The sequence below is a fragment of the Streptomyces fragilis genome (assembly GCF_003112515.1).
GTDB classification, from domain to species: domain Bacteria; phylum Actinomycetota; class Actinomycetes; order Streptomycetales; family Streptomycetaceae; genus Streptomyces; species Streptomyces fragilis.
This window is the reverse complement of sequence record NZ_BEVZ01000004.1, coordinates 994,068-1,009,954: the sequence shown is the minus strand read 5'-3', so window position 1 is coordinate 1,009,954 and position 15,887 is coordinate 994,068. Positions and strand designations below refer to the sequence as shown.

The 15,887-nt window shown below is 68.7% G+C and carries 9 protein-coding genes; 8 read left to right on the top strand and 1 reads right to left on the bottom strand.

The features are described from left to right. Positions 1-48: 48 nt before the first annotated feature. Both Sfr03f_RS17705 and Sfr03f_RS17700 read left to right on the top strand, forming a co-directional pair. Positions 49-3,948, top strand: coding sequence for a DNA-directed RNA polymerase subunit beta' (locus Sfr03f_RS17705; protein WP_108954829.1), 3,900 nt, complete (start codon positions 49-51; stop codon positions 3,946-3,948). Between the two features lie 250 nt (positions 3,949-4,198). Beyond that, positions 4,199-4,735, top strand: a complete 537-nt coding sequence (locus Sfr03f_RS17700; RefSeq protein ID WP_245967606.1) for a DUF1707 and DUF4190 domain-containing protein — start codon at positions 4,199-4,201, stop codon at positions 4,733-4,735. Positions 4,736-5,027: 292 nt separating this feature from the next. On the opposite strand, the gene Sfr03f_RS17695 is transcribed toward Sfr03f_RS17700, so the two are convergent. Continuing rightward, a complete protein-coding gene (locus Sfr03f_RS17695) occupies positions 5,028-5,930 on the bottom strand; it encodes an N-acetylmuramoyl-L-alanine amidase (RefSeq protein WP_108954828.1) in 903 nt (300 codons plus the stop codon). Between the two features lie 451 nt (positions 5,931-6,381). On the opposite strand from Sfr03f_RS17695, the gene rpsL reads away from it, so the two are divergent. The 6 genes from rpsL (at position 6,382) to Sfr03f_RS17665 (ending at position 15,822) form a co-directional block, all read left to right on the top strand. Continuing rightward, on the top strand, positions 6,382-6,753 hold the full coding sequence (rpsL, locus tag Sfr03f_RS17690; RefSeq protein WP_003948652.1) for a 30S ribosomal protein S12: 372 nt from the start codon (positions 6,382-6,384) through the stop codon (positions 6,751-6,753). 2 nt (positions 6,754-6,755) lie between these two features. Further along, the gene (gene rpsG / locus Sfr03f_RS17685; RefSeq protein WP_003974303.1) at positions 6,756-7,226 is read left to right on the top strand and encodes a 30S ribosomal protein S7; all 471 of its coding nucleotides are present in this window, start codon (positions 6,756-6,758) and stop codon (positions 7,224-7,226) included. A gap of 39 nt (positions 7,227-7,265) precedes the next feature. Then, on the top strand, positions 7,266-9,392 hold the full coding sequence (gene fusA / locus Sfr03f_RS17680; RefSeq protein ID WP_108954827.1) for an elongation factor G: 2,127 nt from the start codon (positions 7,266-7,268) through the stop codon (positions 9,390-9,392). Between the two features lie 164 nt (positions 9,393-9,556). Then, entirely contained in the window at positions 9,557-10,750 is a 1,194-nt protein-coding gene (gene tuf / locus Sfr03f_RS17675) for an elongation factor Tu (protein WP_108954826.1), read from the top strand. A gap of 608 nt (positions 10,751-11,358) precedes the next feature. After that, entirely contained in the window at positions 11,359-14,505 is a 3,147-nt protein-coding gene (locus tag Sfr03f_RS17670) for a glycosyl hydrolase 115 family protein (protein WP_108954825.1), read from the top strand. Positions 14,506-14,733: 228 nt separating this feature from the next. Beyond that, complete coding sequence (locus Sfr03f_RS17665; protein ID WP_108954824.1) at positions 14,734-15,822, top strand: endo-1,4-beta-xylanase; 1,089 nt, start codon at positions 14,734-14,736, stop codon at positions 15,820-15,822. Positions 15,823-15,887 lie beyond the last annotated feature (65 nt).

The following is a 15,887-nucleotide window of genomic DNA, read 5'->3' as shown; positions in this document are numbered from 1 at the left end:
CCCCGTTTCAGACCACAGACTTACAACCCTGAGAGGGATTGACGCATAGTGCTCGACGTCAACTTCTTCGACGAGCTCCGGATCGGCCTGGCGACCGCTGACGACATCCGTCAGTGGAGCCACGGCGAGGTCAAGAAGCCCGAGACGATCAACTACCGCACGCTCAAGCCGGAAAAGGACGGGCTCTTCTGCGAGAAGATCTTCGGTCCCACCCGGGACTGGGAGTGCTACTGCGGCAAGTACAAGCGTGTCCGCTTCAAGGGCATCATCTGTGAGCGCTGCGGCGTCGAGGTGACCCGCGCCAAGGTGCGCCGCGAGCGGATGGGCCACATCGAGCTCGCCGCCCCCGTCACCCACATCTGGTACTTCAAGGGCGTCCCGTCGCGCCTCGGCTACCTGCTCGACCTCGCCCCGAAGGACCTCGAGAAGGTCATCTACTTCGCCGCGTACATGATCACGTACGTGGACGAGGAGCGTCGTCAGCGCGACCTGTCCTCGCTGGAGGCCCACGTCTCCGTCGAGCGCCAGCAGATCGAGAACCGCCGTGACGCGGACCTCGAGGCCCGCGCCAAGAAGCTCGAGAACGACCTCGGCGAGCTCGAGGCCGAGGGCGCGAAGGCCGACGTGCGCCGCAAGGTGCGCGACGGTGCCGAGCGCGAGATGAAGCAGCTCCGTGACCGCGCCCAGCGCGAGATCGACCGCCTCGACGAGGTGTGGAACCGCTTCAAGAACCTCAAGGTCCAGGACCTCGAGGGCGACGAGATGCTCTACCGCGAGCTGCGTGACCGCTTCGGCACGTACTTCGACGGCTCGATGGGCGCCGCCGCGCTGCAGAAGCGGCTGGAGTCCTTCGACCTCGAGGAGGAGGCCGAGAAGCTCCGCGAGATCATCCGTACCGGCAAGGGCCAGAAGAAGACCCGCGCGCTCAAGCGCCTCAAGGTCGTCTCCGCGTTCCTGCAGACCAGCAACAGCCCCAAGGGCATGGTGCTCGACTGCGTGCCGGTCATCCCGCCGGACCTGCGTCCGATGGTGCAGCTGGACGGTGGCCGTTTCGCGACCTCCGACCTGAACGACCTGTACCGCCGCGTCATCAACCGCAACAACCGCCTGAAGCGGCTTCTCGACCTCGGCGCGCCCGAGATCATCGTGAACAACGAGAAGCGCATGCTCCAGGAGGCCGTGGACGCGCTGTTCGACAACGGCCGTCGTGGCCGTCCGGTCACCGGTCCGGGCAACCGTCCGCTGAAGTCCCTGAGCGACATGCTCAAGGGCAAGCAGGGCCGTTTCCGCCAGAACCTGCTCGGCAAGCGCGTGGACTACTCCGCGCGTTCCGTGATCGTCGTCGGTCCGCAGCTCAAGCTGCACCAGTGCGGTCTGCCGAAGGCGATGGCGCTGGAGCTCTTCAAGCCGTTCGTGATGAAGCGCCTGGTCGACCTGAACCACGCGCAGAACATCAAGAGCGCCAAGCGCATGGTCGAGCGCGGCCGCACGGTCGTGTACGACGTGCTCGAAGAGGTCATCGCGGAGCACCCGGTTCTGCTGAACCGTGCGCCCACGCTGCACCGCCTCGGCATCCAGGCCTTCGAGCCGCAGCTGGTCGAGGGCAAGGCCATCCAGATCCACCCGCTCGTCTGCACCGCGTTCAACGCGGACTTCGACGGTGACCAGATGGCCGTCCACCTGCCGCTCTCCGCGGAGGCGCAGGCCGAGGCGCGCATCCTGATGCTCTCCTCGAACAACATCCTCAAGCCCGCCGACGGCCGTCCGGTGACGATGCCGACCCAGGACATGGTCCTCGGTCTGTTCTTCCTCACCACGGACGCCGAGGGCCGCGGGCCGAAGGGCGAGGGCCGCTCGTTCGCGTCCGTCGCCGAGGCGATCATGGCCTTCGACGCCGGTGAGCTCTCGCTCCAGGCCGAGGTGGACATCCGCTTCCCGGTGGGCACCATGCCGCCCCGCGGCTGGACCCCGCCGGCCCGCGAGGAGGGTGAGCCGGAGTGGCAGCAGGGGGACTCGTTCCGCCTGCACACCACGCTGGGCCGCGCGCTCTTCAACGAGCTGCTGCCGGAGGACTACCCCTTCGTCGACGAAGAGGTGGGCAAGAAGCAGCTCTCCGAGATCGTCAACGACCTGGCCGAGCGCTACCCCAAGGTGATCGTGGCGGCGACGCTCGACAACCTGAAGTCGGCCGGTTTCTACTGGGCGACCCGTTCCGGCGTGACCGTGGCCATCTCCGACATCGTCGTCCCGGACGCGAAGAAGGAGATCGTCGCTTCGTACGAGGCCAAGGACGAGAAGGTCCAGAAGCAGTACGAGCGCGGTCTGATCACCAAGGAAGAGCGCACCAACGAGCTCATCGGGATCTGGACCGAGGCGACCAACAAGGTCGCCGAGGCGATGAACGAGAACTTCCCGAAGGTCAACCCGGTCTCGATGATGGTGAACTCGGGCGCCCGAGGCAACATGATGCAGATGCGTCAGATCGCCGGTATGCGTGGCCTGGTGTCCAACGCCAAGAACGAGACGATCCCGCGTCCCATCAAGGCCTCGTTCCGTGAGGGCCTGTCCGTGCTGGAGTACTTCATCTCCACCCACGGCGCCCGTAAGGGTCTGGCGGACACCGCTCTGCGTACCGCCGACTCGGGTTACCTCACCCGTCGTCTGGTCGACGTCTCGCAGGACGTGATCATCCGCGAGGAGGACTGCGGCACCGAGCGCGGCCTCAAGCTGAAGATCGCCGAGCGCGACGAGGCGGGCGTGTTCGCCAAGGTCGGCAACGTGGAGACCTCGGTCTACGCACGCTGCCTCGCCGAGGACATCGTCGTCGACGGCAAGGTGCTCGCCCCGGCGGGCGTCGACCTCGGTGACGTCCTCATCGAGCAGCTGGTCCGCGCCGGCGTGGAGGAGGTCAAGACCCGCTCGGTCCTGACCTGTGAGTCCGCCGTCGGCACCTGCGCCATGTGCTACGGCCGCTCGCTGGCCACCGGCAAGCTGGTCGACATCGGTGAGGCGGTCGGCATCATCGCCGCCCAGTCCATCGGTGAGCCCGGTACCCAGCTGACGATGCGTACCTTCCACACCGGTGGTGTGGCCGGTGACGACATCACCCAGGGTCTGCCGCGTGTCGTCGAGCTCTTCGAGGCCCGTACCCCGAAGGGTGTCGCCCCGATCTCCGAGGCCGCCGGCCGCGTGCGGATCGAGGAGACCGAGAAGACCAAGAAGATCGTCGTCACCCCGGACGACGGCAGCGACGAGATGGCCTACCCCATCTCCAAGCGCGCCAAGGTCCTGGTGTCCGAGGGCGACCCGGTCCAGGTCGGCCAGCAGCTGACCATGGGTGCCACCAACCCGCACGACGTGCTGCGCATCCTCGGCCAGCGTGCGGTCCAGGTGCACCTGGTCGGCGAGGTCCAGAAGGTCTACAACTCGCAGGGCGTGTCGATCCACGACAAGCACATCGAGATCATCATCCGGCAGATGCTGCGCCGCGTGACGATCATCGAGTCCGGCGACGCGGAGCTGCTGCCGGGCGAGCTGGTGGAGCGCTCGAAGTTCGAGACCGAGAACCGTCGTGTGGTCCAGGAAGGCGGCCACCCGGCCTCCGGCCGTCCGCAGCTGATGGGTATCACCAAGGCCTCGCTGGCGACCGAGTCGTGGCTGTCGGCGGCGTCCTTCCAGGAGACGACCAGGGTCCTGACGGACGCGGCGATCAACGCCAAGTCCGACTCCCTGATCGGCCTCAAGGAGAACGTCATCATCGGTAAGCTCATCCCGGCCGGTACGGGTCTGTCCCGCTACCGCAACATCCGGGTCGAGCCGACCGAGGAGGCCAAGGCCGCCATGTACTCGGCGGTGGGCTACGACGACATGGACTACTCGCCGTTCGGCGCCGGCTCCGGCCAGGCGGTGCCGCTGGAGGACTACGACTACGGTCCGTACAACCAGTGAGCGATCCGCGCTGAGCGGTAGGTCCGCGTGACCTGAGGGCGGTCACCCCCTGTGGGGGTGGCCGCCCTTCGGGCTGTCCGGGGGAGTGTCAGCGCTTCGGCGGCGGCCCGTCCCGGGCCCGACGGTGCTCCTGCGGCGCGGCGTGCGGGGTCCGGGGCGCTTGTGGGCCGGACGGGGGAATCGGGGCGAGGCGGGAACCGCGGGCCGGGCGGCGGGCGTTTTACGGGCAGAGGAGAGGGGTGGTGCCGATATGCCCATGCAGCCCTGGTCCCCGTACGGGGGAGGCAGCCCGATGCTGGCGTCGACGGCCGACCGCGAGCGCGCGGTCGACGTACTCCGTGCCGGTTACGCCGAGGGGCGGCTCGGCAAGACAGAGTTCGAGCAGCGGGTGACCCGGGCCTACGCGGCCCGCACCCAGGCGGAGCTGTCCGGTCTGGTCGCCGATCTGCCGCAGGGGCCCGTCTCCGCCCCGCCCGCGGTGCCCTTCTACGGGCCGCCGGCCGTGCGGGGCTCCTACGGCGCCGCTCCGGTGTTCCGGCCGGCGCCCTACCCGGGCACGACCAACGGCAAGGCCACAGCGGCGATGGTGCTCGGCATCCTGACGGTGATGACCGCGGGGCTCACCAGCATTCCGGCGGTGGCGCTGGGCCACCAGGCGCGCTCCGAGATCCGTGCCTCGGGCCAGCAGGGCGACGGTTGTGCGATAGCCGGCCTGGTGCTGGGCTGGATATGGATCGCCGGCTGGAGCGTCTACTGGCTGGTGGCGCTGACCGCGGCGGTGAACTGACCGAAGCGGGCCGCAGTGGGCCGCAGCGGGCCGCGGCGTGGCGGCGAGGGCGCCGCGCGGGCGGGAGTGCAGCGCGGCGACGAAGGTGCCGCGCGGGTGGGAGTACCGCGTGGCGGCGGGGTGTCGCGCGGTGGTGGGAGTGCCGCGTGGCGGCGCGGGTGCTGCGCGGGTAAAGGTGCTGCGCGGCGGTGGAGGAGGTGCTGCGTGGTGGTGGGAGTGCTGTGCGGCGGTGGGGGGTGGCCGCGACACGGGCGGGCCGTGCGCTACTCCGGTGCGAAGGACAGGGCGCGCGTCAGGCCTGGACGGTGAAGCCGTGCTTCGCGCCCAGCCGGCTCAGCGTGGTCATGCCCGGGATGCCGTCCGCGTCGGCGCCCGAGTAGCCGCAGCGCCGCTGCCAGGCGGCATAGGCGGTCAGGGTCTGCGTGCCGTAGTGGCCGTCCGCGTACGCCGCGGCGAGCAGCCCCTCGGCCACCAGGGCCCGCTCCACCGTCTTCACGCCCGCGTAGGTGACGGGCGTGCCTGAGGCGCCGGGGTCGGTCCGTGCGGCCGTCACGAGCCGCGACAGGTCCACCACGGGCTGCGGGGGCGGGGTCGGGGCGGCCTGGCCGAGGCGGGTGGCGATGCGCTCGCGCATGCCGGCCATCGAGAAGCCGCGAGGGTCGATCTTGGTGTTGGTCCACTCCTTGTGGCCGATCACCGAGCGCGCGCTCCAGTCGTGGGCGCGGCAGATCGCCGCCGAGGCCGCCTCTATCGCCTCGAGCTGGGCGGCGGGCCAGGGATCCTTGCCGTCGCCCAGGTTGACGCATTCGAAGCCGTAGAAGCGGGCGTTGCCGTCGGTGTTGTTCTCGTTGGGCGTGGGCAGCGCCGCCGACTCGGCGACCACCGCGCGCAGCACGTCGTCGTCGCCCAGGCCGGCGTGGTTGGCGCGGCCGTTGCCGACCAGGTGGACGGTGCCGTCCTTGGCGATCACGCCGTGGCAGAGGGGGCCGGGCAGGTCCGACCGGCCCTCGAAGCACAGGCGGACGGTCGCGTCGGTGCCGGAGGTCACCGTGTGGTGGATCATCACGCCGTTGACCGGTCCCCAGGCTCCCTTCGCGTTCCGGTTGTTGGTGCGCCAGCCGGAGTGCTCGACCACCTTCACGCCCTCGTTCCGTAGGGCTCTGACGAGGGCGTCGGCGGTCAGAGGTGAGGCCATGGTGCGGTTCCCTTCGCTCGTGTCCTTGCGGGGTGTTCCTGCGCCACTCATTCCCTCTGCCGTGCGTATCAACAGATGCGCGCGTGCTCGGTCGTGCGTTCTCGCCGCCGCCCGCGCGGGTGAGCCCCGGCCCGCGCGCCGGCCGTGTGCGAGGCGGCGGCGGGAGCCCTCCGGGAGGCGCCCGGGGGCGCGGCGGCGGGGCCTTGGCCAGCCCCGGGGCATTTGTTTTGACCACGGCGTATGCGGTAGGTACGCTCAGACCTTGTGCCTGGGGTGTGCCCTGGCCTCCTTGCGTGCCTTTCCACCGCAAGGGGAGTCCGCATCGGCCACCGTGATCCGTGCAGTTCTCCGCCTGACGGCGTAGGTCCGCGGGATTCGACACACCCGACCGCGTGGGTCGGCGATGTTCCAGGTTAGCTTCACCATTCGGCACACAGAAACCGGAGAAGTAGTGCCTACGATCCAGCAGCTGGTCCGGAAGGGCCGGCAGGACAAGGTCGAGAAGAACAAGACGCCCGCACTCGAGGGTTCCCCTCAGCGTCGCGGCGTCTGCACGCGTGTGTTCACGACCACCCCGAAGAAGCCGAACTCGGCCCTGCGTAAGGTCGCGCGTGTGCGTCTGACCAGCGGTATCGAGGTCACTGCTTACATTCCGGGTGAGGGACACAACCTGCAGGAGCACTCCATCGTGCTCGTGCGCGGCGGCCGTGTGAAGGACCTGCCCGGTGTTCGTTACAAGATCATCCGCGGTTCCCTCGACACCCAGGGTGTCAAGAACCGCAAGCAGGCCCGCAGCCGCTACGGCGCCAAGAAGGAGAAGTAAGAATGCCTCGTAAGGGCCCCGCCCCGAAGCGCCCGGTCATCATCGACCCGGTCTACGGTTCTCCTCTGGTGACCTCCCTGATCAACAAGGTGCTGCTGAACGGCAAGCGCTCCACCGCCGAGCGCATCGTCTACGGCGCCATGGAGGGCCTGCGCGAGAAGACCGGCAACGACCCGGTCATCACGCTGAAGCGCGCTCTCGAGAACATCAAGCCGACCCTCGAGGTCAAGTCCCGCCGCGTCGGTGGTGCGACCTACCAGGTGCCGATCGAGGTCAAGCCCGGTCGCGCCAACACGCTGGCCCTGCGCTGGCTGGTCGGTTACTCCCGCGCCCGTCGCGAGAAGACGATGACCGAGCGTCTGCTCAACGAGCTTCTCGACGCTTCGAACGGCCTCGGTGCGGCCGTCAAGAAGCGCGAGGACACGCACAAGATGGCCGAGTCCAACAAGGCCTTCGCGCACTACCGCTGGTAGTCGCAGACCCCATCGAGACCGAGAGAAGACTGAAGCCTTATGGCTACCACTTCGCTTGACCTGGCCAAGGTCCGCAACATCGGGATCATGGCCCACATCGACGCGGGCAAGACGACCACCACCGAGCGGATCCTGTTCTACACCGGCGTCAGCTACAAGATCGGTGAGGTCCACGACGGCGCCGCGACCATGGACTGGATGGAGCAGGAGCAGGAGCGTGGCATCACGATCACCTCTGCTGCCACCACCTGTCACTGGCCGCTGGAGGACGTCGACCACACCATCAACATCATCGACACCCCGGGGCACGTCGACTTCACCGTCGAGGTGGAGCGCTCCCTGCGCGTGCTCGACGGTGCCGTGACGGTGTTCGACGGCGTCGCCGGCGTGGAGCCCCAGTCCGAGACGGTGTGGCGTCAGGCCGACCGTTACGGCGTTCCGCGTATCTGCTTCGTGAACAAGCTGGACCGTACCGGCGCGGACTTCTTCCGCTGCGTTGACATGATCGTCAACCGCCTGGGCGCCCAGCCGATCGTGATGCAGCTGCCGATCGGCGCCGAGGCCGACTTCGTCGGCGTCGTCGACCTGGTCCGCATGAAGGCCCTGGTCTACTCCCCCGAGGCCACCAAGGGCGAGATGTACGACATCGTCGACATCCCGGCCGACCTGCAGGAGCAGGCCGAGGAGTACCGCGCCAAGCTGGTCGAGGACGTCGCGGAGAACGACGAAGAGCTGATGGAGATGTACCTCGAGGGCAACGAGCCCACCGAGGAGCAGCTCTACGCGGCGATCCGTCGCATCACCATCGCGTCCGGCAAGGGCGGCGGCACCACCGTCACCCCCGTGTTCTGCGGCACCGCGTTCAAGAACAAGGGCGTGCAGCCCCTGCTCGACGCCGTCGTGCGCTACCTGCCGTCGCCGGTCGACATCGAGGCGATCGAGGGCACGGACCCGAAGGACTCCGAGACCGTCGTCAAGCGGAAGCCGTCGGACGACGAGCCGCTGGCCGCCCTCGCCTTCAAGATCATGAGCGACCCGCACCTCGGCAAGCTCACCTTCGTCCGGGTGTACTCGGGCCGCCTGGAGTCCGGCTCTTCGGTGCTGAACTCCGTCAAGGGCAAGAAGGAGCGCATCGGCAAGATCTACCGCATGCACGCGAACAAGCGTGAGGAGATCGAGTCGGTGGGCGCCGGCGACATCATCGCCGTCATGGGTCTCAAGCAGACCACGACCGGTGAGACGCTGTCGGACGACAAGGCCCCGGTCATCCTGGAGTCCATGGACTTCCCGGCGCCGGTGATCCAGGTCGCCATCGAGCCCAAGTCCAAGGGTGACCAGGAGAAGCTGGGTGTCGCCATCCAGCGTCTCGCGGAGGAGGACCCCTCCTTCCAGGTCCACTCGGACGAGGAGACCGGCCAGACCATCATCGGTGGCATGGGCGAGCTGCACCTCGAGGTGCTGGTCGACCGCATGCGCCGTGAGTTCAAGGTCGAGGCCAACGTCGGCAAGCCGCAGGTCGCGTACCGCGAGACGATCCGCAAGGCCGTCGAGCGCGTGGACTACACCCACAAGAAGCAGACCGGTGGTACCGGTCAGTTCGCCAAGGTGCAGATCGCGATCGAGCCCATCGAGGGCGGCGAGGCGTCGTACGAGTTCGTGAACAAGGTCACCGGTGGCCGTATCCCGAAGGAGTACATCCCTTCGGTGGACGCCGGTGCGCAGGAGGCCATGCAGTTCGGCATCCTGGCCGGCTACGAGATGACCGGCGTGCGCGTCACGCTGATCGACGGTGGCTACCACGAGGTCGACTCCTCCGAGCTCGCCTTCAAGATCGCCGGCTCGCAGGCCTTCAAGGAGGCCGCGCGCAAGGCCAGCCCCGTGCTGCTCGAGCCGATGATGGCCGTCGAGGTCACCACGCCCGAGGACTACATGGGCGAGGTCATCGGCGACATCAACTCCCGCCGTGGCCAGATCCAGGCCATGGAGGAGCGTGCCGGCGCCCGCGTCGTGAAGGGCCTGGTCCCGCTTTCGGAGATGTTCGGCTACGTCGGCGACCTCCGCAGCAAGACGTCGGGTCGCGCGAGCTACTCGATGCAGTTCGACTCCTACGCCGAGGTTCCGCGGAACGTCGCCGAGGAGATCATCGCGAAGGCCAAGGGCGAGTAACTCCACCGAGTTCCACGCCTTAGGCTTGACTCCGTGCCTCCAGGGGCATTCCGGCGCGAACCGAGAGGAACGTGCCGGGGTGCCCCGAGGGGCCGGGCATTCCAGCAAAGATCACCTGGCGCCGATGAAGCAAGGCGTTCAGAACCACTCCCAGGAGGACCCCAGTGGCGAAGGCGAAGTTCGAGCGGACTAAGCCGCACGTCAACATCGGCACCATCGGTCACATCGACCACGGTAAGACGACCCTCACGGCCGCCATTACCAAGGTGCTGCACGACGCGTACCCGGACCTGAACGAGGCCACCGCGTTCGACAACATCGACAAGGCTCCTGAGGAGCGTCAGCGCGGTATCACCATCTCGATCGCGCACGTCGAGTACCAGACGGAGGAGCGTCACTACGCCCACGTCGACTGCCCCGGTCACGCGGACTACATCAAGAACATGATCACCGGTGCCGCCCAGATGGACGGCGCGATCCTCGTGGTCGCCGCGACCGACGGTCCGATGCCGCAGACCAAGGAGCACGTGCTCCTGGCCCGCCAGGTCGGCGTGCCGTACATCGTGGTCGCCCTGAACAAGGCCGACATGGTGGACGACGAGGAGATCCTGGAGCTCGTCGAGCTCGAGGTCCGTGAGCTCCTCACCGAGTACGAGTTCCCGGGCGACGACGTCCCGGTCGTTCAGGTCTCCGCGCTGAAGGCGCTCGAGGGCGACGAGAAGTGGGCCCAGTCGGTCCTCGACCTCATGAACGCCGTCGACACCGCCATCCCGCAGCCGGAGCGCGACGTCGACAAGCCGTTCCTCATGCCCATCGAGGACGTCTTCACGATCACCGGTCGCGGTACGGTCGTCACCGGCCGTATCGAGCGTGGTGTCCTGAAGGTCAACGAGACCGTCGACATCATCGGCATCAAGACCGAGAAGACCACCACCACGGTCACCGGTATCGAGATGTTCCGCAAGCTGCTCGACGAGGGCCAGGCCGGTGAGAACGTCGGTCTGCTCCTCCGTGGCATCAAGCGCGAGGACGTCGAGCGCGGCCAGGTCATCATCAAGCCGGGTTCGGTCACCCCGCACACCGAGTTCGAGGCCCAGGCCTACATCCTCGGCAAGGACGAGGGTGGTCGCCACACCCCGTTCTTCAACAACTACCGCCCGCAGTTCTACTTCCGTACGACGGACGTGACCGGCGTCGTGACCCTCCCCGAGGGCACCGAGATGGTCATGCCGGGTGACAACACCGAGATGAAGGTGGAGCTCATCCAGCCCGTCGCCATGGAGGAGGGCCTGAAGTTCGCCATCCGTGAGGGTGGTCGTACCGTGGGCGCCGGCCAGGTCACCAAGATCGTCAAGTAAGTTCCTTGCCTGACGGTCACTCGATGACCTGAGCTCTTGTGGCTCAAGGAGGGCCCGCACGACATCACGTCGTGCGGGCCCTCCGGCGTTTTCCGGGGTGTGTCACCCGCCTGCCCTTCCGCAGCCCTTCCGCAGCCCTTCCGCGGCCCTCCTCAGGCCCCTCCGCAGGCCCTGGGGGCGTTCCCGTGGGCCGTCCGCCCCGCTGCCGTCCTCGCTCCGGCCGGCGCCGCGAGGGCATCGTTTTCGCCAAGTTCCCGGCTTCCCGTCCCGCGCGCTCCCGCGACCGCCCTCGGGTGTCCTCGGCCGCCTTGCGCGCGTGATCGTCCCAGGTCACGGCAGGTTTGCCGCACCTCCGCAGGCGTTGCGCCACGTTGCGGAAGGAATCCCGCGACTTTCGCGCCACCTCGTGGCCGATTTCGAAAACCGCCGCCCTCCGTGCCCTGGCGGAAGGGCGTCCGTGCGGCCGTTTCCGCCTGCGATTTCCGGATCTTCCCGGTCGTGTTCGCGTATCGAAAGTTTTCGTTGCTCCCGACCCGTTGTCGTGCTCCCGTCCCTGCCCCAACATTTGTCAGGCCGGTTACCAAATTCAGCCGAGAAGTGGGTGAGCCATGCGCGGAAACGTCAGCCGTCGGTCGGTTCTGGAAACAGGGGCGGCTGCGGGCCTGGTGGCTCTTCCTCTGGTCGGCGAAGGGACGGCGTACGCCGCCCAGGGTGACGCGGAGCGCGGCGCGGCCGGAGGGGGGCCGCGCCGCACCGACTCCGGCGCGTACATCACGTTCCGGCCCGAGGCCGGTGCCTTCCCGCTGGTGCGCAAGGGGCACGCCGCCCCGGTGCTGGTGGACGAGGACGACTTCGCGGGCGTGGTCCGGGTCGCCGAGGACCTGCGCGCCGACGTCGAGCGCGTCACCGGTGTGAAGCCGGCGGCGCGAGCGGGCTCGGCCCGGGAGGTCGTCGTCGTCGGAACGCTCGGCCGCAGCGCGCTGGTGGACAAGCTCGTCGCGTCCGGGAAGCTGGACGTCTCCCGCATTCGGGGGAAGTGGGAGACCTCCCAGCAGACCGTGGTCGAGCGGCCGATGCCCGGCGTCGACCGCGCCCTGGTGATCGTGGGCAGCGACCAGCGCGGCGCCATCTTCGGCGCCTACGACGTCAGCTTCGGCATCGGCGTCTCGCCCTGGTACTGGTGGGACGACGCCACGCCGGTGCGGCACCGCGAGATCTTCGTGAAGGCGGGCTCCTGGACCCAGGGCACGCCCAAGGTGAAGTACCGCGGCGTCTTCATCAACGACGAGAACCCCAACCTCGGCACCTGGGCCCCGCAGTTCTTCGGACCGGGCAAGGCTCCGGGCTTCGACGGCGGGTTCAACGCCAAGTTCTGGGAGAAGGTCTTCGAGGTCCTCCTCCGCCTGAAGGGCAACTACCTCTGGCCGGCCGTGTGGGGCCGGGCGTTCGCCGAGGACGACCCGGAGAACCACGCCCGCGCCACCGCCTACGGCGTGGTCATGGGCACCTCGCACGAGGCGCCGATGATGCGCGGCATCGAGGAGTGGAACCGCCACGCCAAGGCCGCCGTCCGTGACTCCGCGGGCAACATCACCACCCCGGGCTCCGACCCGTACGGCGGCACCGGCGAGTGGTCCTTCCGCCGCAACCGCGCCGCCATCGAGGCCTACTGGCGCGAGGGCGTCGAGCGGATGCGCCGCGAGGGCATCGAGGGCGTGGTCACCCTCGGCATGCGCGGCAACGGCGACGTGAGCCTCCCGGACGGCGACGGCATCGACCTGATGCACGACATCATCGCCACCCAGCGGAAGATCATCGCCGAGGTGTTCGGCTCCGAGACCGCGGTGCCGCAGGTGTGGACCCTGTACAAGGAGGTCCAGCGGTACTGGAACCGGGGTCTGCGGGCGCCCGAGGACGTCACGGTCGTGCTCTGCGACGACAACTGGGGCAACCTGCGGATGCACCCGGACCCCGACGAGCCCGCCCGCTCCGGCGGGTACGGCATCTACTACCACTTCGACTACGTCGGTGCCGGCCGCAACTACAAGTGGGTGGACACCACGTCGCTGCCGAACATGTGGGACCAGCTGCACCAGGCGGTCTCCTACGGCAACCACGGACTGTGGATGACCAACGTCGGCGACCTCAAGGGCAACGAGGTCCCCACCCAGTTCTTCATGGACTACGCCTGGGACCCCGGGCGCTGGGAGCTGGACGACATCGGCGAGTGGGAGCGCCGTTACGCGGCGCTGCACTTCGGCGAGGAGCACGCGGAGGCGGTCGCCGGGATCATCTCCCGGTACGCCCACCTGCAGCAGCTGCGCAAGCCCGAGCTGCTCAACCGCCGGATCACGCTTGACCCCACGAAGGACATCACCAAGGACGACAACGCGGTCGTGTACGACGACCAGCAGACGCCGTTCCACTGGGGCGAGCTGGAGCGCGTCACCCAGGCGTGGCGGGAGCTCGACAAGGACGCCGCCCGCGTCGCCCGCCGGCTGCCGGCCTCCGTGCGGGAGGCATGGTTCGAACTGGTCGGCTACAACGTGGCGGCCACGGCCAACGTGTACTACCTGCGTGAGGCCGAGTTCACCAACATCCTCTACGCCCGCCAGGGCCGCGCCCTCACCAACGAGCTCGCGGACAGGGCCGAGGCGGCGCTCGAGGAGGACTTCCGCCTGCAGGACGTCTTCAACAAGGAGATCGCCGGCGGCAAGTGGAAGGACTTCATGCTGCAGCCGCACATCGGCTACGGCGACGTCGAGCGGTACGGCCCGAACGCCGGCTGGCAGCAGCCCGAGCTGGACAACGTGGCCATCAAGGACGAGATCTTCCCCAAGGTCCGGCGCATCGAGCTGCCGGACACCGCGGAGATGGGCGTCGCGGTCAGCGGCTCCGAGGACTGGTGGCCGAACGCCGAAGGCACGCCGCGGCTGCCGGAGTTCAGCCCGTTCCGGACCGGCGACGAGGTGTACGTCGAGATCTTCAACCGGGGCTCGCGCGCCTTCGACTACCGGGTGACCTCCTCGGCGCCCTGGCTGCGGGTGGAGCGCACCCGCGGCACGGTCGGCACGCAGGTCCGGCTGGAGGTGCGGGTGGACTGGAACCGCGCGCCGGCCGGCCGCGGCGAGGCGGAGCTGACCGTGGAGGGCGCGGGCCGCACGGTGACCGTGAGGGCGGTCGCCGACCGCGTCTCCGCGCGTGGCGTGAAGGGCTTCGTCGAGGCCGGCGGCTACGTCGCCATCGACGCCCACCACTACTCCCGCGCGGTCGGGACGAAGGACGCCGGCTGGCTGCGGATCGACCGGATCGGCCGCACCGAGGCCGGGATGTCCCCGGTGCCGGTCACCGCTCCCGCGCAGACCCCTGGCAACGGGGCCCCCTACCTGGAGTACGACGTCACCCTGCTGACCCCGGGCGAGGTCACCGTCTGGGCGTACGTCTCGCCGCGCAACCCCACCCTCGGCCGGCCGGGACTGCGGTACGCGGTCTCCTTCGACGACCAGGCCCCGCAGACCGTCGACTTCATCGCGGCGACCGGCCCGGACGACGGCGGCCTCAACAAGCGGTGGGCGCGCCACACCTCCGACAACGTCAACCGGACGTCCTCGGTGCACACCGTCGCCAAGGCCGGCGTGCACAAGCTGCGGTTCTGGATGGTCGACCCGACCGTCGTCCTGCAGCGGCTGATCGTCGACACCGGCGGGCTCCCGGAGACCTACCTCGGCCCGGTGGAGAGCCACCGGGTCCGCTGAGACCAGGGGCGCCGACCTGGGGAGGTCCGGCGCCTCTGCCCCCACACCCCCCACACCGCCGCCCGGCCGCGTCGAGCGGCCCGGCGACCCCGGCGTCACCGCCGGCGGGGGCAGTGCTGCCGGCGGGCAGCACTGCCCCCGCCGGGGGCCGCCGTCCTCGGCACCACCGCCGTCCGGCACGGGTGCCGCAACGCTCCACCGACATCAAGCACCATCGAGAGGACCGCAATGAAGCACCTCCGTGCTGCCGCAGCCGTCATGGCGAGCGGGGCGCTGCTGTTCACCGGCGCCGTCACCTCCGCGCAGGCCGCTCCGGCGGGCGCGTACCACCACCCCAAGGGTGCTCCGCTCAAGGCCCTGGCCGCGCGCGACCACCTGCTCCTGGGCACCGCGGTCAACATGGACGCCCTCGCCGAGGACTCCACGTACCGCAAGATCACGGCCCGCGAGTTCAACTCGGTGACCGCCGAGAACGTGATGAAGTGGGAGACCCTCCAGCCGGAGCGCGGGGTCTACGACTTCACCCAGGGCGACGCCCTGGTGAAGTTCGCCCGTTCCAACGGCCAGGCGGTCCGCGGTCACACCCTCCTGTGGCACAACCAGCTCCCGGGCTGGCTGACGTCGGGCGTGGCCGACGGCTCGATCTCCAAGGACGAGCTGCGCCAGATCCTGCGTGAGCACATCACCACGGTGGCCAAGCACTACAAGGGCAAGCTCTACCAGTGGGACGTCGTCAACGAGGTCTTCGAGGAGGACGGCAGCTACCGCCAGTCGCTCTGGTACCAGCAGCTCGGCCCGTCCTACATCGCCGACGCCTTCCGCTGGGCCCGGCAGGCCGACCCGCACGCGAAGCTGTACGTCAACGACTACAACGTCGAGGGCGTCAACGCGAAGTCCACCGCCTACTACAACCTGATCAAGGAGCTGCGGGCCCAGGGCGTCAAGGTGGACGGCTTCGGCATCCAGGGTCACCTGAGCACCTTCTACGGGTTCCCGGGCGACATCCCGGCCAACCTGCAGCGCTTCGCCGACATCGGTGTGGAGTCCTCCTTCACCGAGGTCGACGTGCGCGGCGTGATGCCGATGGACGAGACCAAGCTCGCCCGGCAGGCCGAGTACTTCGGCCGCATGCTGGACGCCTGCCTCGACCAGAAGAAGTGCACCTCGTTCACCATCTGGGGCTTCGCCGACCAGTACTCCTGGGTCCCCGGCGTCTTCGAGGGCGAGGGCTCGGCCAACATCTACGACGAGAACTACGCCGTGAAGCCGTCCTACTGGGCGGTGCGCGAGGAGCTGGCCGGGGGCCGCAACGACTGACCCACCCACGGGCCCGCGAGGCCCACGTCCTACCTGTCCCCGTGACAGGTGAACCGGCTCCGGCG

What these genes read in the sequence shown, in the direction of transcription:
- fusA (WP_108954827.1), top strand. Translation starts at nt 7,266, where the DNA reads ATGGCTACCACTTCGCTTGACCTGGCCAAGGTCCGCAACATCGGGATC.
- Sfr03f_RS17695 (WP_108954828.1), bottom strand. Translation starts at nt 5,930, where the DNA reads ATGGCCTCACCTCTGACCGCCGACGCCCTCGTCAGAGCCCTACGGAAC.
- Sfr03f_RS17700 (WP_245967606.1), top strand. Translation starts at nt 4,199, where the DNA reads ATGCCCATGCAGCCCTGGTCCCCGTACGGGGGAGGCAGCCCGATGCTG.
- rpsG (WP_003974303.1), top strand. Translation starts at nt 6,756, where the DNA reads ATGCCTCGTAAGGGCCCCGCCCCGAAGCGCCCGGTCATCATCGACCCG.
- Sfr03f_RS17670 (WP_108954825.1), top strand. Translation starts at nt 11,359, where the DNA reads ATGCGCGGAAACGTCAGCCGTCGGTCGGTTCTGGAAACAGGGGCGGCT.
- Sfr03f_RS17665 (WP_108954824.1), top strand. Translation starts at nt 14,734, where the DNA reads ATGAAGCACCTCCGTGCTGCCGCAGCCGTCATGGCGAGCGGGGCGCTG.